We start from the raw sequence: 17,971 nt of genomic DNA on the forward strand, positions 1-17,971 counted from the left end.
CCCCGTCATCATCGGCGGCTCCGTCCCCGTCATCATCGGCGGCTCCGTCCCCGTCATCATCGGCGGCTCCGTCCCCGTCATCATCGGCGGCTCCGTCCCCGGCGACGGCGTAGGCTGCGGCACCGTGCCGCTATCCAAACTATCCGCGTTTTCATCGGGTAGCCGCCCTTCGAGAAAAATTAGTGGTACTGCACTTGGCATTGTTCCGACTCCTTGCGACGCTACTCAAAACTACTAAATAAACTTAAAGTCAGATGCAGTAATGACGGTGCTGAGCGCTCCCGGCACTGTAGGAATAGAATTCAACACTGCCAAATCGAAAGCTGGGAGACTGTCATCTGCCACATTCGGGTCGAAGCCGAGAACGTACTTGTTAAAAGTATTGTTCAGGTACACGAAGAAAGCTCCCGTTTTGCTCGAACCGTTTTGATTCTTCAACACTGCATTTATTGCTTGAGCGTTGTCAAATTTAGATTCAAACAAAATGACTGATTGCTTGCTAATGTCGTCGCCGCTAGACCCGATATTCCTGACGATAAAACTGGTGAAATCGAGAGTAGTTCCTGAGTTGGTTAAACCTGCGAAATTTGACGACCTGAACAAAAATCTGTCGGTCTCGCTGCCGTTAGCGTTAAAGTCAGCAATCACGTCCACGCCTTCGCTGGGAGTTTCATAGTAGAAGAAATCATTGCCAGCATCGCCCGTGAGCAAGTCAGAACCGTTGCCACCGCCCAAAATGTCATTGCCTTCACCGCCCGAAAGCGAGTCGTTGTCATCGCCACCCAATACCAAGTCATTGCCGAAGGCGCCGCTGAGACAGTCGCTGCCTGCACCGCCGTCGAGAGTGTCGTCGCCCGCTTGGCCGTCGAGGGAGTCGCTGCCGGCCTCGCCCAACACGTAGTCATTGCCGGAACCTCCTAGTCCCGTGTCGTTGCCTTCTCCACCCAAAATCGTGTCATCGTTGTCGCCGCCCAAGATGGAATCGTTATTGATACCGCCGTCGAGCAAGTTTCTGCCCAATCCACCGTCTAGGATGTCGTCGCCGGCACCGCCGTCAAGGGAGTCGTCGCCAATGCCACCAAGTAAGGTGTCAATCCCGGCGCCACCAAGTATCGAGTCCTCGCCGGATTCTCCCAATATCGAGTCATTGCCTGTTCCGCCGTCAATGGTGTCGTTGTTGTCACCGCCGCCTAGGATGTCATTGTCATTGCCGCCGAACATCAGGTCGTTGCCCAGTCCGCCGATCAGCGAGTCTATGCCGTCTTGGCCGTCAACGGTGTCGTTGCCGAGTCCGCCGTCAACGGTGTCGTTGCCGATCGCACCCACCAGCGAGTCGTTGCCTGCTTCACCGAATAGGAGGTCGTTGCCGCCACTGCCGTCCATGATGTCGTTGCCCTCGCCCCCAGCGAGGGTATCGTCGCCGGGCCCGCCGACGATGAAGTCGCTGAGGTTGCTGCCTGTAAAGCTGCTGGCCGGGAGTGCGCTGCGATCGACAATATTATCTACCACCGTGATGCTGAAGGATGCCGGCCCGATAGTTGCAGACCCATCGGAGGCTGTAAACGTGAAACTGTCGCTGCCACCTTCTGCCAGCAAGTTGTATTTGACGATGTTGTTGTTGATATCGTCTTGGCTGAATTTGCCGCCGACGTTGAGAAACGTGCTACCCCTTTGGACAAAACCTCTGGTAGCATCGGGGGCTTTAGTAATCGTGTAAACGATTTCCAAGGGGCTGTTGTCGGGATCTGTGATTAACAAATCGGCGGCAGTGATTGTCTGGATAGGATTACTTTTGGCAACCACTACACCGTCGTTAATTATTAGCTGGGGCGGGCTACTGACGTTGATGGTTACTACCGCCTTACTTGTGCCGCCGCTGCCGTCTGAGATCGAGTAGCTGAAGCTGTCAGTACCCGAGAAGCCCGGATTCGGGGTGTATTTGAATACGCCGCCGCCCACGGGAACCAGGCTCCCTTTGCTTGCTGGAGCAAAAGTCGTGACAGTCAGAGCGCTTTGTTCCTGGTCAGTGTCGTTCAACAGAACGTTGAAACTGAGTTCTTGACCCGCAACCGTAGTGAAGTTATCGTTAACTGCTCTTGGAGGTTGGTTAAAGATGGGCGGCGGACTTCCTGTCGGCGTCGGACTTCCTGTCGGCGTCGGCAAATTCGGCGTCGGGAACGTCGGCAGCGGCTCGTCCGGTGTCGGCGGTGTCGGCGGTGTCGGACTTCCTGTCGGCGTCGGACTTCCTGTCGGCGTCGGACTTCCTGTCGGCGTCGGACTTCCTGTCGGCGTCGGACTTCCTGTCGGTGTCGGACTGTCTGTCGGCGTCGGTAGGGGAAGTGGAGTTGCGCTGCCGGGAACTGTGGGGGCAATTACAAATGAGCTTCGCCCTAGGGTTCTGCTGTCTACTCCCGGCAATACTGCTAAAAAGTCGCCGCTGACGCCGTTGCGAATAATCGTACTGCCGGCTTTGGTCTCGGTGCTTTGGAAGATTACCAAATCTTCAAACTTGAGGTCGCCGGTTAACCCGATTAAATCTTCGCCTTGGCGAAAGTCTGTGAAAATGTCGGCATCGGCGATATCGGGGCCGCCTGTGGTGAGAAATGCCGCGTTAGTGCCGTCGCTGCTGCCGCTGGGGGAACTGAAGGCGCCGATGACGAAGACATCTCTGCCTTCGCCTCCTGCCACTACGTCTTTGCCTGCTTCGCCCCAAAGAACATCATTGCCAGCACCGCCGTCCACGATGTCGTCGCCGTCGCCGCCGAATACGATGTCATCGCCGTCGCCGGAAAAAAATGTATCCCCGCCGGCGTTTCCGTATAGCCAGTCGCCTCCTTCGTTGCCAAATACCAAGTCTTCGCCGTCGCCACCGAAGAGCGAGTCATTGCCTTGGTCGCCCCAGAGGATGTCGTCGCCTCGATCGCCCAAAAAGCTATCGTCGCCAGAACCGCCACGCAAGCTGTCGCTGCCTTTGCCGCCGTAAGCCGTGTCTCTGCCTTCGCCTCCGATTACCGTGTCGTTGGCGTCATTGCCATAAAGCAGGTCAGGGTTATTTCCCCCATCGAGGGAGTCGTTATCTTTGCCTCCGTACAGGGTATCGAGTCCTGAACCGCCATCAAGAACGTCGTTGCCCTCATTGCCGAACAGCACGTCGTCATCGTCGTTGCCAAATAGTAAATCGTCGCCTCCGACTCCTTGCAAGGTGTCGTTGCCTTGCAGCCCGGAAATCACGTCGGGGCCGGGACTGCCAGCTAAGGAGTCGTTGGTTTCGGTGCCGCGGACTACGCCGCCGATGATTCCGGGCGAGGTACCTTGGCCTCCGCCCCCTGTGTCGTCTATGTCGCCAATTGTGTCGTCCCCGGAGGGAGGTGTTGGAGGTGTTGGAGTCGGAGTCGGAGTTGGTGTTGGCGTCTCTGGTTCTGGCGTCTCTGGTTCTGGCGTCTCTGGTGTTGGCGTCTCTGGTTCTGGTTCTGGTGTTGGTGTGGGAGGTGGTATAATTACTAATGGCACTGCAGTTGGCATTATTTTGGCTCCTTTAAACGACGATCCCGATTTACTTTAAGAACTGATTAGTATCAGTTTGTTGCCACCAATCTGGCTTAAAATTGATTAATAACCCCATCATTTCTAACATACTAAATCAAAACTGCCACGGCTATAGATATTTTTTAAGCGGGGCATCTTTTGATCTCAAAATATTAATGATTGCACGTTTTGAGGCCTAGGTTGGGTATACTTTAACATCGCGCCATTTCGATAGAACCTAGAAGTCTGGCTTGGAGTCAGCCCGGTGTATTTATCCAGAATCAGAAAAAATAAAAATCTTCGCCGTCATAATTTTTTCTTTCCGAATGTTGAATGCTGAATACAGATTTGCCTTTTGCCTGCAGAAGTGAATGCCTCATGCTGACTGCTGACAAGAAACAGAGCTGTTAATTAGGGGCAGAAGCGGCCCGGTTTGTTCTTGTCCACTGACGGATAGTTCGCTGTGGCACAGGTAAAGCAGGGAACAGCGACTTAACAAATCTAGCAGAATTCGCCGCAGTCGCTGTTGGTCGGCCGCTGTTTCCTCTTCGTTTTCCCAGGGGCGCCCCAGTTGCGATCGCAAAAATAAGGGAGCGCCAAACAATGTCGCCGCACCACCGCTTAGCCACAGGGGCGAGCCGGCATCCAGCCAAAAGTGCCATTTGTGGGCGCGGCGGCTGCTGCGGTACTGGAAAATGTTGGCGAGGGTGACGGCTCTGGCTGCTGGGCCTTCTGGACGCACTGGAAAGGGGTTGGCGGTGACGGTTCCTTGGCGCAACAACTGGATGAACCGGGCGATCGTTTCTGAGTCGCCGCCGTTTGTTGGTTCTACGCGCTGCATTCGCCCGTTGATTTCCCAGTAGTGGGTGGCGGTTTCCATTAACTCGCGCAGGGCTGCTAGCCGATCGTAGGGCAGGTATCTGTCGTTCATGAGAAATTTCTGGATGGCTCGATCGAGTAGGGCAATTGGACTCGGCAACAGCCGCTCCTGCTGTTGCGATCGCTGTTGTTCGATCCACTCGACAATGTGATCGTAGGCCCTGGCTGCTCGGTGTCCCACTCTGTCCCACCGGGGAAAGGCTGTAATGGGCAGCAATTGAGGTCGATCGATATCTGGACAAAAACAGTGATCGGCGATTAAACCTGCTCTCACTTGGTCGATCGATTTTTGATTGTGAATTTGAGATTTTAGATTGAACGTCGAGTTGGAATCTTCTGTTTCCAATGAACGGTGTTTCTGGCTGCCCAACACTACCAGCATTTCGGCTGCGCCGTCTCGATCGACTAAACGGCCGAGTCCCGGATAAACTAAGGCTAACAAAGTGAGTAAAGCTCGAATCTCTGGGGTAGTCGAGAGGGGACGCTGATCGTTGAGAGATACGGCGGCGATACCATCTCGCGCGAGAATTTCCGTTAAACTGTAACGGGCGATCGCATCCATCCCAGGGGCAATTACGGCGATTTCCTGCGGTTCCACGGCTTGTGACTTCACCGCATCCACGATGATTTCGGCAGTTTCTCGCAGCAGTTGAGCCCGGGAAGTAGTTTGGAGCGATCGAACTTTACCGGGCAAACTGAAGCCTAAAGGATAAAAACCCTCCGTATTAACTGCTAAACTTACCGCTAACTCTCCAATCTCTGCGGCTAAACCCGCTTTTGCGTCCAAATTTTCCACACTTTGACAGCGGCTTTCGAGTTGGGCTAGGTATTCCGTGTCCGCCCCCAAGCCCAAACGCACTCCTCCGTCTGGATTGTAGGAGAACGCCCCCGCTGCACCGAAGTCGAGCATTCGATCGAACAAATGGCGACTTATCGCCGGATAATCGTCAACATCGTCTGCGATCGCAGCTTGGTATCTAGAGGCCAAATGCTGCTGGTAACTGACATCCGGCAACAAATAGCGCCAGTAGAGTTCGCAAACAATCCCGTAAGTCAGGAGCCCCCGCGTCAAGCACCATTCCCGCCACCTTTCCAGCAACTCTCCCATGCTAGTCCACAGGTTGTTCGAGCCGGCTGAGAGAGCAAATCCCTGTTCCAGAATGCTGGGAATCTCTTCTCTCGGCGTACCGCTGACAGCAGCAAGTTGTAATAAGTCTAGTGTTCGACGCACCATTCGATTTGGGCTGACCCCTGTTTTTTGCAAAATGCCTTCGTCTAGTTCGCGACGCCAGAGTCTCGCGGCAAGTTCCAGTTCTGTTTCAGGTTGCAGCCGTAGGGGAAATTGAGCCCTCAAATCCAGCGACTGAACTAGCAGGGGCCAAAATAACAATACCTCCTGCTCAAAAAAACCGAAGGGTGTTGTGGAGTGAAAGGTATATTTTCCTTCGGTAGCGACGGCGATGCGATCGGCTAATTCTAGCCGATTGTCTCCGTTAGCTGCTAAGACTAAAATTGCTGGCGCAGTTTGTCCAGCCCGCCTCCGCCCGGAACTCGATCGCCCTGAAACTGTTGCAGGCAGAGGCTTGACAGTTTTGCTCCAAATGCAGAACTGCTCGACTAAACGAGTGGTTTTGCCACTGCGGGCAGATCCGACAATCCAAATTGAATCTTCGGTGGCAGTTCTCAATTTATGTAAATTTGTTACCATACCGTGAATACTTTAATCACTAATGTCTACAGCCAACTAACCAGCTTTAGCTATGAATACTTCTCCGTGGAACAGGATTGTAAAATATCTCTACAGCCTTCACCAATGGTATCGAGAAACGCCTGAGAGAGCTCTAGAACAAGCCTACGATGCTGCGTTAGCAATTAAGGCGATCGAAGACGAGCATTTTGGCGGTCAAGGAATCTCTGAGCGATCGGGAGATTACGGACAAAGCACCCTGTCTTACTTTAAATCCGAACTGCAAAAATACCTCAAGGTCATCCAAACCCGAATGGTTGAGTTTAATGCTAGCCGTTCTTTTTTGGAACTGCCGGAGCGAGTGGGGGCTAAACCCAAAACGGGGGACAGCGCTGATTATCACCAGCACGGATTACATCTCAACAAGAAAGATAGAGAATCCCTTATATTTGAGAAGCTAGAGTTTATTGATGGAGTTATCGACAAGTATATTAATAATAGTAGATCGACGGCAATTGTTCCGGTTGTCAGTTCAGTAAATTTGTCGGCAAAATCTACAAATAGCAGCTCTCCACCCGATCCAAAAAATAAAGGTTCAGCTAATTCTGTTCAAATTCACGATGGTGAGGTTGACACTAACTATGAAGAAGTAAATTTATTACCGCGATCGCTTTTGGGGACTTTGAATCGCATCACTAAAGATTTAGACCCTGGAGCTGAAAAAGAAGTAGTCAAGAATTTTCGCAATTCCAAAGTAAAAACAATTATTTCTCTCAGATTTATTTTGCTTTTGATTTTAGTTCCGCTGTTGACGAATCAAATTTCCAAAAACTTTCTAGTCGGCCCGATAGTTGACAATTTTAGAGGTCAAGAAAATGCTCCCGTTTTCATAAATGTTAACCTGGAAGAAGAAGCATTTCAAGAACTGGAGAGATTTGAGCAGCACCTCAATTTTCAAAGGTTAATAGGCACTGCTCCCTCGCTTTCTTTAGAGGAAACGGAAAAGATGATTGCCGCGAAAGCAGTTGAAATAGCGGAGGAATACCGCGCTGAAAGTGGTGGAGCCATTAAAAATATTTTTGCCGATTTGATTTCCTGCATGGCTTTTGCCGCGATTATCGTCACTAACAAGAAAGAGATTGAGATTTTAAAGTCTTTTATGGACGATGTGATTTACGGCCTCAGCGACAGTGCGAAAGCTTTCGTAATTATTTTGTTTACAGATGTGTTTGTGGGATTCCACTCGCCTCACGGTTGGGAAGTAATTCTCGAAGGTTTATCGAGGCATTTGGGACTACCAGAAAATAGGCAGTTCATATTTTTGTTCATTGCGACGTTTCCAGTTATCTTGGATACGGTATTTAAGTATTGGATATTCCGTTATTTAAACCGGAGTTCGCCTTCTGCTGTTGCTACTTACAAGAATATGAACGAGTAATCAGGGGCGAAGGAAGTTCGGCAACGGATTATGTAGCGGATGTAACGGATGTAACGGATGTCAGTCCGAGGGATGTCAGGAAGAAGGAAGTTCGGCAACGAGCAATGTACGGGATGTAGCGGATGTAACGGATGTCATGAAGAAGGAAGTTCGGCAACGAGCAATGTACGGGATGTAACGGATGTAACGGATGTAACGGATGTCAGGAAGAAGGCAGAAGGAAGTTCGGCAACGAATTTTGTAACGGATATAACGGATGTCAGGAAGAAGGCAGAAGGAAGAAGGAGAAAAAGATGTAATAATAGCAAGGGTTTTAGGCATGAATAACGTCCTCAGTAGGGCCTCGACTGCACAGAGACTGGCTTACCCATAGCGCATAAAAGCATTTATTTTTTGCGTCAGGAGTGGTTTAATTAAGTTGATCTACTTAAGCTGTTAGGACTCTAAATTTTATTGTTGGGGGGGTTCTCGCGCGCACCCCACAAGAACTTTATAAAACTTGACAGTCATCAAGGCTAGGCTCAGGAACTGTAAAATTTAGATGCGCCTAGGCCGATCGAAAAAAAATACGATCGCCCGCAGAATCTCTCGAAAGAAATCAAAAGGGCGATCGCATTCCCAAAACTCATTACCCATTACCAATGACCTAATTCCAACGCTTCTTGCGCTGTCGCTGGCTGGCCACCGCCTCCACCAGCCCCAGGCCGAGAAAATTACTCAGCAGCGACGCATTCCCGTAACTTAGGAAAGGCAGGGGAATCCCCGTAACCGGCGCCAAGCCAATGTTCATCCCAATATTTACGAATACCTGAAAAATCAACATTGACAGTACGCCGATCGCCAGCAAAGAACCAAAATTATCGTTAGCAGTTTGAGCGATCGTCACCAACCTGAAACAAATTACCCAAAAGACAAACAGCACGCAAATGCAGCCAATAAACCCCAATTCTTCGCCAATGGCTGAAAAGATAAAGTCTGTATGCTGTTCGGGAATAAAGTTAAGCTGAGTTTGCGTTCCCTGAAACAAACCCCTGCCTTTCAGTTCCCCGGCCCCAATAGCAATCCGAGATTGAATCAAGTGATATCCGCTACCTAAAGGGTCTTTCTCCGGGTTTAAAAACCCTGTCAGACGCATTTTTTGATAATCCTTGAGTACATTCCAAAAAAGCTGTCCGACTTGTCCAGAAACAACGTTCACCAACACAGCACCGAAAGTCCCCAACCAGGGCCAAGGCAGGGTTCGCCAAGCGATAATACCTGCAACAACTACCCAGGCTACCCAAATCGGTGTATACAGGTTATTGAGGAGAACTGAGATGAGAGGAGAGAATAGCAATATTAGCCAGCCGGGATTGACATTTCCCCAGTAAAACATCCCCATTGTGATCGCGCCGAAGACTAAGGAAGTACCTAAATTTGGTTCGGCAAAGATCAATCCCCAAGGTACAGCCATAATCGCCAGCATCCTCAACATATGACCCACCGTGGGGACAGTCTTGTCGTGCAGGAGAGCTGCTAAAGTGATAATCATGCCTACTTTGGCAAATTCTGACGGTTGCAGGTAAAAGCCGCCGATGTTGATCCACCGCTGGGCACCGAGCCCTGTAGTACCGATAAACCGCACTGCGATCAGGGACAAATTGATTAATATGTAAATCGGCCATTTCCACTCAATCAGTGTTTGGTAACGGCAGCGGGAAATGATGATGGCGAGGATCAAACCCACTGCCCCAGTTACCCAGTGCCGCCACCAGTCGATCATCCCCTGGTTGATTTCGACGCTGCGGATCATGACTCCCCCGAAGATGGTGAGGGCGATGCAAGCGCCAAACAGCCAAGGGTCTGCTTCTTCCCAGGGTTTGAAAATTGATTTCCAGCGGTTTCTGACTTGTATTCTCTGCAACATGAGGATTTTAGATTTTAGATTTTAGATTTTAGATTATCGAGCCGATTTTCGGAAGTTGTGGATATATTTTGGATTCACAGCCTGCACCTTACTTGAGAAGCCTCGGTGTGAGTACCTCAGATTATTCGGGGAGTTGTAGGGATGTTCCGGGAACGGAAGAAGGAACGCTTGCGCCGGGTATCTGGGTATTCTATTTTTTTCTGTGCGGTTACTTAGTTTATTTTGCGATCGCACGTGGTCAGAAACCGGGTTTTTGTCGAGAAGACGCACTGCAACTCGCAGAAACCGCTAAAAACCCGGTTTCTTGGGTTTTGATTCGTAAGCCCTAGAATCGTCAGGCCGGTTCGTAAAGGTACTCGAAGCCGTTCCCATCTGGATCTCTGCCGTAAAAGGATGCAGTACCGTCGCGGTGTTCGTGGATGTGGGTGACGGAAACACCATCGGCTTTGAGTTGTTCGTAGGCGGATTCCATTTCGGTGCGATCGTCAAATACAAACCCAAAATGCGGCCCTGCTTGGTCGTAACTCGGACTCAACAGCGCCAATCCGTCCTCTCCTGCTTTCAAATAAGCCCAGTCTGCATCTTTCCAGACTAACTCCATACCCAAGTTGCGGTAGAATTCAGCAGACTTCTCTATGTCTTGCACGCAGACGGCTACGTGTCCCAATCGTTTTAGTTTCATATCTACAAAGTTTATGGTTGTTCTTTCGTTTATTGTATCTATTTTCTGATTTATTTCTGAATTAATTAGGTATTTTTTCAGTTTTTTGGGTCGCAGCTAACTGTACTTTTTCTACTTGTTTGCTGGCGTCCATTTCGCTGAACAGTTGAAGGGCGCGGTCAAAATTTTCTTGAGTTTTCTCGATGTTACCAAGTTTTTGTTCTGTTAGTGCTAGTTGATAGCAAGCTTCGGCTCGGTCTAATTTAGCGCTGGCTCGATCGAGTATTTCGATTGCTTCTGCATGGTGCTGCAGGGCTTGGTCAAATTCTCCCGGTTCTCGGTACAGCGCTGCTATACCGCTGAGAGATTTGGCTTTGATGGTAGTGTACTGGTTTTGGTCGGCCTGGGCGATCGCCCTTCCGAATTATTAGAAAGGGATCTCGCTCTTTTTTAACCGCAGATGGACGCAGATTAACGCAGATGCAGGAAGGGATCTCGGTCTTGTGATTCATAAAGCTTAAAAAATAGGAGTTAATTTTTAACTTCCTGAAAAATCTTATAGTGTTCGCAAATTATTTCAATAAAAATATCCCCTTCCAACCGAAAATGACTCAAAGCAGATAAATCTAAATTAGCCGGAAAATTGAAAGGATAGGACAGGGAAGATAAGAAAGTTTCAGCCTTTTCTTCAAGCTTTCTGAGTTCGACTTCTCCTACCCAAAAACAGTAATTTTCATCATCGGAATTGATGGGGCGAGAAATCACTAGGTGAAGAATGCGATCGAACTCGATCGCTACATCTCCCACTTCGGGCCCAAAGGTGAAGTCTAAACGCAAGCCAAGATTTTGAGGGCGGAGTGAAACTCCTACTAAATCGGCACTTTTTAAGTCTTCTAAAAAGGTTTTGAGGTTGAGTGCGAGATCGGTTGTCATAGAATCACTTTTTCTCCGGTATTATGTGTCTTAGCCCCTGGTTCAAATTTTATTTGATTTCCATCTCTATTGTATCTACGACGGTAAGTTTTGCCCTCCGTCCCGCGTATATGAGGCCCTGTACGGACTATTTCACCATTTGGTCTAATATGAATGATACTGCCGTCTGGATGTTCAAAGGTTTGATAGCCACCTTTTGTGCTGGTTTGAAATTGGAAGCCGTAACTCTCCAGTATGGCGATCGCTTCTGATAAGGTTTGTCCTGTCAAATCTGGAAGTTTTTGTGCGGCTGGATTCATTGGTTGTGAATGGGAAAGATTTTGAGCGATCGCCATTTTGATTATAAAACGGGCGATCGCCATGATTGATGAATGATGAGCGAGATCCTTTCTGAATCAGGATGAGAAAGGGCGATCGATCTTCCCAATTTCTTCTTAAAAAATTACTGGTTGTGAGACTTAACATAAAATGGCAAAATCTGCCATAATAAGATAACGAGTTAAATGAGGTAAGTAATACCAGTGACAAGCATGAATATTTCTCTGCCTGACTCAATGCGAACTTATATAGAAGAACAGGTAGCCCAAGGGTGTTATAGTACAGCTAGCGAGTATTTTCGTGAGTTAATTCGCCAAGACCAAAAACGCAAAGCTTCAGAACGTTTGGAAGCGATGTTATTAGAGGGTTTGGAATCGGGAAATCCTACCGCGATGACGGAGGAAAATTGGATGGAGATTCGTCAAGCTGTGCGATCGCGTATTTCCCAGCAGCGGGGGTTGCAGGGAGAAAAATGACCTCGATCCAAAAACGTCCGCAAGTTATCGGCGATTTGATTGAATTAGCCACTTACATGGCGGAAGATAATATGGATGCTTCCGATCGCTTTCTTGTCGCGGCCGAAGAAACATTTAAACAATTAGCACAAACGCCAAAAATGGGAAAACTCTGTCAATTTTTCATCCTAATTTAATCGATGTGCGACAACAAGCTATTAAAGGTTTTAGAAGATATCTGATTTTCTACCGTTTCATAGACTCAGAGGTAGAAATTTTGCGCGTGATTCACGGGGCACGGGACATCGAAGATATCTTGGATAATGTTGATGAGACAGATTAAGAGCGATCGACTGGTATTTAGGAATTTTGGGAAATGTATGTTATCATTAAAGTGGCAGTTTATTTAATCCTAGTTTTCAAGAGTAATACACCAAAGCTTTCCAGAATTTTTACTATGATGAAAGAGCAAACATTTGAACTGGATGAATCTCAGATAAAATTTCTCCAAAGTTGTCAAAAGTATGGATTTAAAGACGCAAATGAAGTAGTAAGAATCGCAATTAAACGCCTGGAATTAGCATTAGAAGCGGAGCGATTGGAAGAATCCGCTGCTCTCTATGCAGAAATCTATAAGGAAGATACAGACTTGCAAGAATTGACGGAATTAGGTTTAGAAGAATGGCTGAAGTTATAAAATTGAAACGCGGTTTAATTATTGAAGTTAATCTCGATCCAACAAAGGGTTCTGAAACGGGGAAAATTAGACCTTGTGTTGTTGTGACTAACAATACTTATAATGAGCGAGTTCCTGTAATCCAGGTTGTTCCAATTACTGCTTGGAGTGAAAAAAAAGCCAAGATTAAAAGTAATGTAGAGATTGAACCGTCTCAAAGAAATGGATTAACAAAAAAATCTATTGCTGATTGTTTGCAAACGCGCCCTATTGATTATAGTTCTCGTGGGGTAGATATCCGAGGTGAACTTGAACCAGAGGTGATCGTAAAAATCGATCTAGCTCTCAGAATCGTGTTTGCTTTGTAATTTTCAAGCTTTTAAAGAAGAAATAATCAATAGGTTACGAGGCGATCGCCCTTCATGATTATAAGACGAGCGATCGCCCTTCTGAATTATCCTGATCAAGGACGATCGATCTTTTTTAACCGCAGAGGGACGCAGATTAACGCAGATGCAAGAAAGGCGATCGATCAAGGACTAATGGAAACAACATCCCCAGCATCATTAATGCGAACTGCCGAACCTGCTGGCAGCGACGATATCATAGTGCTAACTTGTCTCATCAAAGGTACTAGATGGTCGGGCCTCGTACTGCTAGAATCTAACACCACAATTGTAATAGCACGACTTGCGAGATTTTGTTGATAGGGAAGATTTTTATCCGCAGTGATAAAAACATCAAAAGGATGATTCTCCGATCTCTCCAGAATTTCCCTATCTTTTAAGCCTCTCCACCCCATGTCATAAACATTGCTGATTGAATGACCCTCGTCTAAGAAAGGTTGCTTGAGTTTTTGACTCAAGAGATTTTCATCAAGCAGTATAAGCATTTGAATGATTTTCGAGCGAGAGCATCATTTTAGTGAGATTTTCTAGCACTTTAATTGCCTGACTTTCTAGGTAAGGAAAATCCTTAATAAATTCTGCGAAACCGCTTTCACCTTCGAGGTAGTCGAAAAAAGTCTTTAAGGGGACGCGGCTGCCAACAAATACGGGGACACCGCTCATAATTTCTGGATCGCGGTGAATAATTCCTTTTCTTTGCAGTAATTCTTCTATTTTCACGGGCTTTACTCCTTTATATCAAAAGAAGTGGGCAAGTCTAGCTGTAAATGATGGGTAATTATATCATAAATTTAGCAGAAGCGAGATCCTTTCTGAATGTGACAGAGAAAGGGATCTCGCTCTTTTTTAACCGCAGATGGACGCAGATTAACGCGGATGCAGGAAGGGATCTCGCCATGATTGATGAATGATGGGCGATCGCCCTTCTGAACCTGACTGAGAAATGGCGATCGCGTTTCCCCATTCTCTTAAAAAATTACTGGTTGTGAGAAAATTGACAAAAAATGGCAAAATCTGCCATAATAAGATAATGAGTTAAATGAGGTAAGTAATACCCATGACAAGTATGAATATTTCTCTGCCTGACTCAATGCGAACTTATATAGAAGAACAGGTAGCCCAAGGTGGTTATAGTACAGCTAGCGAATATTTCCGTGAGTTAATTCGCCAAGACCAAAAACGCAAAGCTTCTGAACGTTTGGAAGCGATGTTATTAGAGGGTTTGGAATCTGGAAATCCTACCGCGATGACGGAGGAAGATTGGATGGAGATTCGTCAAGCTGTGCGATCGCGTATTTCCCAGAATCAGGGGTTGCAGGGAGAAAAATGACCTCGATCCAAAAACGTCCGCAAGTTATCGGCGATTTGATTGAATTAGCCACTTACATGGCGGAAGATAATATGGATGCTTCCGATCGCTTTCTTGTCGCGGCCGAAGAAACGTTTAAACAATTGGCCCAAACGCCGAAAATGGGAAAACACTGTATTTATCTCCTTTTATGAACTGAGTGCTAAGGGTTGTTTGACCAATTGTTCGACAACTAGCGATCGACAAACAGCTTCAATTTTATTATTTCCACCAATTTCAAATAACAGATGCAGCCACTCATTAGGAGAAAGGGATAGATTTTCTAACCAAGGAGAGGGAGTAACTTGCTCCCAGCCGACGATTGTACCGAGGTTCGCAGGCTTTCGATCTAACTCATCAGGATTTGGGTTGAGTTGTACGTCAAGTCGAATGCAGGTTTTGAGGATAATGTTTAAAAATTGGTCATTTGTAGCAACTTCAGAAGTAGAATTAGTTGAATTGATCTGCCAATAGTAGTTGAGATTGAGGACATAATCATAGGGAAATTGCCACCCCATCGATAGCAATTCTGATTCGGTAAAATCGTATTGTTGCCAAATTTGTTGAAAGTTCATAATCTGACGAATAAATGCGGTTAAGGGAGCAGAATAAAGTGGGTGTCTCCACGACTTCCGGGTTTTCCTGATGCGTTTAGGGGTTGTTCTGCGGGTGCACCTCCTCCTGGGCCATTGTAAACACGAGCATAGGATGAACCATCAGGTTGAGTCATAATTCTGACACTGTATTGAGTGTCTGGGCTTGTCCAAATTGTACCTGCACCGCTTTTTGAACCACCTCTAGCTGGAGTGAATATCCAACCCGAAGCAGTAAGTTCTGTTTCGAGGGTAGTTTTATCGATTCCACTGACAAGGAAATTGAGAACATCTGTGACAGCTAGGATGTTACCTGATGACATAGTTCAGGGAAGTTGGGTTTTGGATGGGGTGCATGAGCACTGGTAGGAGCGATCGCCATGATTGATTATAAAACGGGCGATCGCACCCTATTTTTTTTGGGGAGATTCTACCAGTTCTGATTCCTGAAGACGTTGCGATAATAGGCAATCTTCAAAGCTGAAAGCTTCTGAGTCGAGAAAACTAGCGATCGCCATTTCGATCGCAGCTTCCAGAGAGCATTCTAGCTGCGTAGCTTTTTCCATCAGGGCGACTTTCACATAGTCAGGCAAATGGGTCATCAGTGAATGAATAGCTTCTGGTGGTAAGTGTTGGATATTGAGGGTCTGAGTCATTGTTCTCTGGGGATTTTAACGTTGTAGGGAGGGTTTGTAGCTTGCAGGATCAGGGTTTCTAATTCATATAATAACCCTGGTTTTTGCCATTGGTTGAGGGTAACGAAGGCGATCCTCACATCATCAGGATCGTAGCGATCGAGCCAGCCCCAGAGGAAGGCTTTGTGACCACCTCGGAGTCGATCGCGGAGGTTCTTGGCTTTGCCGATGTAGAGTAATCCTTGAATGCGATGTCGAAAGGCGTACAAACCAACTCTAGCAGGAATGGTGTCGAAGTCGCGGCTGAGGGGATGGCACCGATCGAAGGGGGTAAAGGCGAGAGTGTCGAGAATTTGGCGGGCTTCTTGCTGGATGGGGTTGGTCATGAAAATTGGGAGATGCAAGCGGTTATTCCATCCTACAAGTAGAAGCGATCGCCCTTCTGAATTATTAGAAAGGACGATCGCTCTTTTGTAACCGCAGATGGACGCAGATTAACGCGGATGCAAGAAGGGATATCGCCATGATTGATGAATTATGAGCGATCGCCTTTCTGAATTATTAGAAAGGGCGATCGATATAATTCCAGATAGCGCTGCAAAATCTCTTGTGGACGAGATAGAATTCTTGATTTTCATCGAAGTGAGCGAATAGCTGCGGAATGCGATCGTGGCTACCTAACTTGTTCAGGTGTTGAGGCTCCCTTTAAAACAGGCGTTTGGCTTCTTGCAGCAAGAATGGTTCATTGGACTGGGGCTTGAATCTCTTAACCACACGCGGGGGCTTGTCAGGTAGATATTCGTCCTGTGCTAAGTAGGTTTCGCCAAATCCACCTTTACCCAATGAGCTGATTATGTAGTAATGTCCGCCAATAGTTTTGCCGATAATTATTTTGTTGTGATAATATTATTGATAATTATCAAACACTCGGATCGGATTCGGCGTACTTCTGTGAACCGTCGGGGAAGCAGCTTCATTAAAATTCAATAACTGGAATAAGGCAATGACTACAAAATCGCTCGCAGATTACGATCGGGCTATTCAACTTAATCCCAACGATGCTAATGCCTACTACAATCGGGGTTCAGCCAAATCTGCCCTAGGGATAAACCAAGATGCGCTCGCAGATTACGATCGGGCTATTAAACTTAATCCCAACAATGCTAATGCCTACGTCAATCGGGGTTCAGCCAAATCTGCCCTAGGGATAAACCAAGATGCGCTCGCAGATTACGATCGGGCTATTCAGCTTGATTCTAACTTTGCTAATGCCTACAGCAATCGGGGTTCAGCCAAATCTGCCCTAGGGAGAAAACAAGAGGCGATCGCAGATTACGATCGGGCTATTCAGCTTGATTCTAACTATGCTAAGGCCTACAGCAATCGGGGTGCAGCCAAGTCTGACCTAGGGAGAAACCAAGATGCGATCGCAGATTACGATCGGGTTATTCAGCTTGATTCTAACAATGTTATTGCCTACTACAATCGGGGTTATGCCAAATATGCCCTAGGGAGGAACCAAGATGCGATCGCAGATTACGATCGGGCTATTCAGCTTGATTCTAACTATGCTCTTGCCTACGTCCGTCGGGGTGATGCCAAATGTGCCCTAGGGAGAAACCAAGATGCGATCGCAGATTACGATCGGGTTATTCAGCTTGATTCTAACTTTGCTGCTGCCTACAACAATCGGGGTGATGCCAAATGTGCCCTAGGGAGAAACCAAGAGGCGATCGCAGATTACGATCGGGCTATTGAGCTTAATCCCAACTATGCTGAGGCCTACTACAATCGGGGTTATGCCAAATTTGACCTAGGGAGAAACCAAGAGGCGATCACAGATTACGATCGGGCTATTCAGCTTAATCCTAACTTAGCTATTGCCTACGTCAATCGGGGTAGTGCCAAATCTGACCTAGGGAGAAACCAAGATGGGATCGCAGATTACGATCGGGCTATTCAACTTAATCCCAACGATGCTAATGCCTACAGCAATCGGGGTGATGCCAAATGTGCCCTAGGGAGAAACCAAGAGGCGATCGCAGATTACGATCGGGCTATTCAACTTAATCCCAACGATGCTAATGCCTACAACAATCGGGGTTATGCCAAATATGCCCTAGGGAGAAACCAAGAGGCGATCGCAGATTACGATCTGGCTATTCAGCTTGATTCTAACTTTGCTATTGCCTACTACAATCGGGGTTCAGCCAAGTATAACCTAGGGAAAAACCAAGAGGCGATCGCAGATTACGATCTGGCTATTCAGCTTAATCCTAACGATGCTCAAGCCTACAGCCATCGGGGTGTTGCCAAGTGTGCCCTAGGGAGAAACCAAGATGCGATCGCAGATTACGATCGGGCTATTCAACTTAATCCCAACTATGCTGATGCCTATCACAATCGGGGTGTTGCCAAATATGCCCTAGGGAGAAACCAAGAGGCGATCGCAGATTACGATCTGGCTATTCAGCTTAATCCTAACGATGCTCAAGCCTACAGCCATCGGG

General features: G+C 47.4%; 24 protein-coding genes. 12 read left to right on the forward strand and 12 right to left on the reverse strand.

What is annotated here, in order from left to right; all coding sequences use genetic code 11:
• Positions 1 to 238, forward strand: a 238-nt coding sequence (locus QUB51_RS02190; protein WP_333209585.1) for a hypothetical protein, incomplete at its 5' end; no start/stop codon positions are given.
• Here QUB51_RS02190 and QUB51_RS02195 read toward each other — a convergent pair.
• Both QUB51_RS02195 and QUB51_RS02200 read right to left on the reverse strand, forming a co-directional pair.
• The gene (locus tag QUB51_RS02195) at positions 235 to 3,522 is read right to left on the reverse strand and encodes an Ig-like domain-containing protein (RefSeq protein ID WP_333209583.1); all 3,288 of its coding nucleotides are present in this window, start codon (positions 3,520 to 3,522) and stop codon (positions 235 to 237) included. The two genes, QUB51_RS02190 and QUB51_RS02195, sit on opposite strands and share 4 nt — an antisense overlap.
• 379 nt (positions 3,523 to 3,901) lie before the next feature.
• On the reverse strand, positions 3,902 to 6,112 hold the full coding sequence (locus QUB51_RS02200; protein ID WP_333260023.1) for a recombinase family protein: 2,211 nt from the start codon (positions 6,110 to 6,112) through the stop codon (positions 3,902 to 3,904).
• Between the two features lie 52 nt (positions 6,113 to 6,164).
• Here QUB51_RS02200 and QUB51_RS02205 point away from each other — a divergent pair, with 52 nt between their 5' ends.
• Positions 6,165 to 7,529 carry a proton extrusion protein PcxA gene (locus tag QUB51_RS02205; RefSeq protein WP_333260026.1) on the forward strand — a complete coding sequence of 455 codons (1,365 nt, stop codon included), beginning with the start codon at positions 6,165 to 6,167 and terminating at the stop codon, positions 7,527 to 7,529.
• Positions 7,530 to 7,586: 57 nt separating this feature from the next.
• On the forward strand, positions 7,587 to 7,856 hold the full coding sequence (locus QUB51_RS02210; RefSeq protein ID WP_333055268.1) for a hypothetical protein: 270 nt from the start codon (positions 7,587 to 7,589) through the stop codon (positions 7,854 to 7,856).
• A 319-nt stretch (positions 7,857 to 8,175) separates the two neighbouring features.
• Here QUB51_RS02210 and rodA read toward each other — a convergent pair whose 3' ends face one another.
• Positions 8,176 to 9,435, reverse strand: coding sequence for a rod shape-determining protein RodA (rodA, locus tag QUB51_RS02215; protein ID WP_333055266.1), 1,260 nt, complete (start codon positions 9,433 to 9,435; stop codon positions 8,176 to 8,178).
• A gap of 107 nt (positions 9,436 to 9,542) precedes the next feature.
• Between rodA and QUB51_RS02220 the strand changes: the two genes are divergently transcribed.
• On the forward strand, positions 9,543 to 9,764 hold the full coding sequence (locus tag QUB51_RS02220) for a hypothetical protein (RefSeq protein ID WP_333233637.1): 222 nt from the start codon (positions 9,543 to 9,545) through the stop codon (positions 9,762 to 9,764).
• 5 nt (positions 9,765 to 9,769) lie between these two features.
• Here the strand turns inward: QUB51_RS02220 and QUB51_RS02225 are convergent, their stop codons facing one another.
• The 3 genes from QUB51_RS02225 to QUB51_RS02240 form a co-directional block, all read right to left on the reverse strand.
• Positions 9,770 to 10,117, reverse strand: coding sequence for a VOC family protein (locus QUB51_RS02225; RefSeq protein WP_190661613.1), 348 nt, complete (start codon positions 10,115 to 10,117; stop codon positions 9,770 to 9,772).
• 510 nt (positions 10,118 to 10,627) lie between these two features.
• On the reverse strand, positions 10,628 to 11,029 hold the full coding sequence (locus QUB51_RS02235) for a hypothetical protein (RefSeq protein ID WP_333233636.1): 402 nt from the start codon (positions 11,027 to 11,029) through the stop codon (positions 10,628 to 10,630).
• Positions 11,026 to 11,391, reverse strand: coding sequence for a PASTA domain-containing protein (locus tag QUB51_RS02240; RefSeq protein ID WP_333055262.1), 366 nt, complete (start codon positions 11,389 to 11,391; stop codon positions 11,026 to 11,028). Before QUB51_RS02240 ends, QUB51_RS02235 begins: the two co-directional genes overlap by 4 nt.
• Positions 11,392 to 11,559: 168 nt before the next feature.
• On the opposite strand from QUB51_RS02240, the gene QUB51_RS02245 reads away from it, so the two are divergent.
• Genes QUB51_RS02245 through QUB51_RS02260 form a run of 5 tightly spaced genes read left to right on the forward strand, consistent with a single transcriptional unit; the run spans position 11,560 to position 12,846 of the window.
• Positions 11,560 to 11,823 (forward strand): type II toxin-antitoxin system ParD family antitoxin, encoded by a 264-nt coding sequence (locus QUB51_RS02245; RefSeq protein ID WP_333260030.1) that lies wholly within the window; start codon positions 11,560 to 11,562, stop codon positions 11,821 to 11,823.
• A complete protein-coding gene (locus tag QUB51_RS02250; RefSeq protein WP_333260032.1) occupies positions 11,820 to 11,999 on the forward strand; it encodes a type II toxin-antitoxin system RelE/ParE family toxin in 180 nt (59 codons plus the stop codon). The genes QUB51_RS02245 and QUB51_RS02250 overlap by 4 nt, the downstream gene beginning before the upstream one ends.
• A 5-nt stretch (positions 12,000 to 12,004) precedes the next feature.
• Complete coding sequence (locus tag QUB51_RS30335; RefSeq protein WP_333273791.1) at positions 12,005 to 12,145, forward strand: hypothetical protein; 141 nt, start codon at positions 12,005 to 12,007, stop codon at positions 12,143 to 12,145.
• A 33-nt stretch (positions 12,146 to 12,178) separates the two neighbouring features.
• Positions 12,179 to 12,499, forward strand: coding sequence for a hypothetical protein (locus QUB51_RS02255; protein WP_333055258.1), 321 nt, complete (start codon positions 12,179 to 12,181; stop codon positions 12,497 to 12,499).
• Positions 12,484 to 12,846, forward strand: coding sequence for a type II toxin-antitoxin system PemK/MazF family toxin (locus tag QUB51_RS02260; RefSeq protein ID WP_333055256.1), 363 nt, complete (start codon positions 12,484 to 12,486; stop codon positions 12,844 to 12,846). The genes QUB51_RS02255 and QUB51_RS02260 overlap by 16 nt, the downstream gene beginning before the upstream one ends.
• Positions 12,847 to 13,010: 164 nt before the next feature.
• Here the strand turns inward: QUB51_RS02260 and QUB51_RS02265 are convergent, their stop codons facing one another.
• Entirely contained in the window at positions 13,011 to 13,370 is a 360-nt protein-coding gene (locus QUB51_RS02265) for a DUF5615 family PIN-like protein (RefSeq protein WP_333055254.1), read from the reverse strand.
• On the reverse strand, positions 13,354 to 13,605 hold the full coding sequence (locus QUB51_RS02270) for a DUF433 domain-containing protein (RefSeq protein WP_333055253.1): 252 nt from the start codon (positions 13,603 to 13,605) through the stop codon (positions 13,354 to 13,356). Before QUB51_RS02270 ends, QUB51_RS02265 begins: the two co-directional genes overlap by 17 nt.
• A gap of 337 nt (positions 13,606 to 13,942) precedes the next feature.
• Between QUB51_RS02270 and QUB51_RS02275 the strand changes: the two genes are divergently transcribed.
• A complete protein-coding gene (locus tag QUB51_RS02275) occupies positions 13,943 to 14,215 on the forward strand; it encodes a type II toxin-antitoxin system ParD family antitoxin (RefSeq protein WP_333055252.1) in 273 nt (90 codons plus the stop codon).
• On the forward strand, positions 14,212 to 14,388 hold the full coding sequence (locus QUB51_RS02280; protein ID WP_333055251.1) for a type II toxin-antitoxin system RelE/ParE family toxin: 177 nt from the start codon (positions 14,212 to 14,214) through the stop codon (positions 14,386 to 14,388). The genes QUB51_RS02275 and QUB51_RS02280 overlap by 4 nt, the downstream gene beginning before the upstream one ends.
• On the opposite strand, the gene QUB51_RS02285 is transcribed toward QUB51_RS02280, so the two are convergent.
• The 4 genes from QUB51_RS02285 to QUB51_RS02300 form a co-directional block, all read right to left on the reverse strand.
• Positions 14,383 to 14,808: a hypothetical protein gene (locus QUB51_RS02285; protein ID WP_333260035.1), complete on the reverse strand. Its 426-nt coding sequence runs from the start codon at positions 14,806 to 14,808 to the stop codon at positions 14,383 to 14,385. The genes QUB51_RS02280 and QUB51_RS02285 overlap by 6 nt on opposite strands.
• Before the next feature lie 20 nt (positions 14,809 to 14,828).
• Complete coding sequence (locus tag QUB51_RS02290) at positions 14,829 to 15,149, reverse strand: hypothetical protein (RefSeq protein ID WP_333055249.1); 321 nt, start codon at positions 15,147 to 15,149, stop codon at positions 14,829 to 14,831.
• A gap of 87 nt (positions 15,150 to 15,236) precedes the next feature.
• Complete coding sequence (locus QUB51_RS02295; RefSeq protein WP_333260038.1) at positions 15,237 to 15,482, reverse strand: hypothetical protein; 246 nt, start codon at positions 15,480 to 15,482, stop codon at positions 15,237 to 15,239.
• Complete coding sequence (locus tag QUB51_RS02300; protein ID WP_333260041.1) at positions 15,479 to 15,847, reverse strand: GIY-YIG nuclease family protein; 369 nt, start codon at positions 15,845 to 15,847, stop codon at positions 15,479 to 15,481. Before QUB51_RS02300 ends, QUB51_RS02295 begins: the two co-directional genes overlap by 4 nt.
• 617 nt (positions 15,848 to 16,464) lie before the next feature.
• On the opposite strand from QUB51_RS02300, the gene QUB51_RS02305 reads away from it, so the two are divergent.
• A partial coding sequence (locus QUB51_RS02305; RefSeq protein WP_333260044.1) for a tetratricopeptide repeat protein occupies positions 16,465 to 17,971 on the forward strand: 1,507 nt, incomplete at its 3' end.

It is taken from the genome of Microcoleus sp. AT8-A3 (assembly GCF_036705675.1).
Lineage (GTDB): Bacteria > Cyanobacteriota > Cyanobacteriia > Cyanobacteriales > Microcoleaceae > Microcoleus.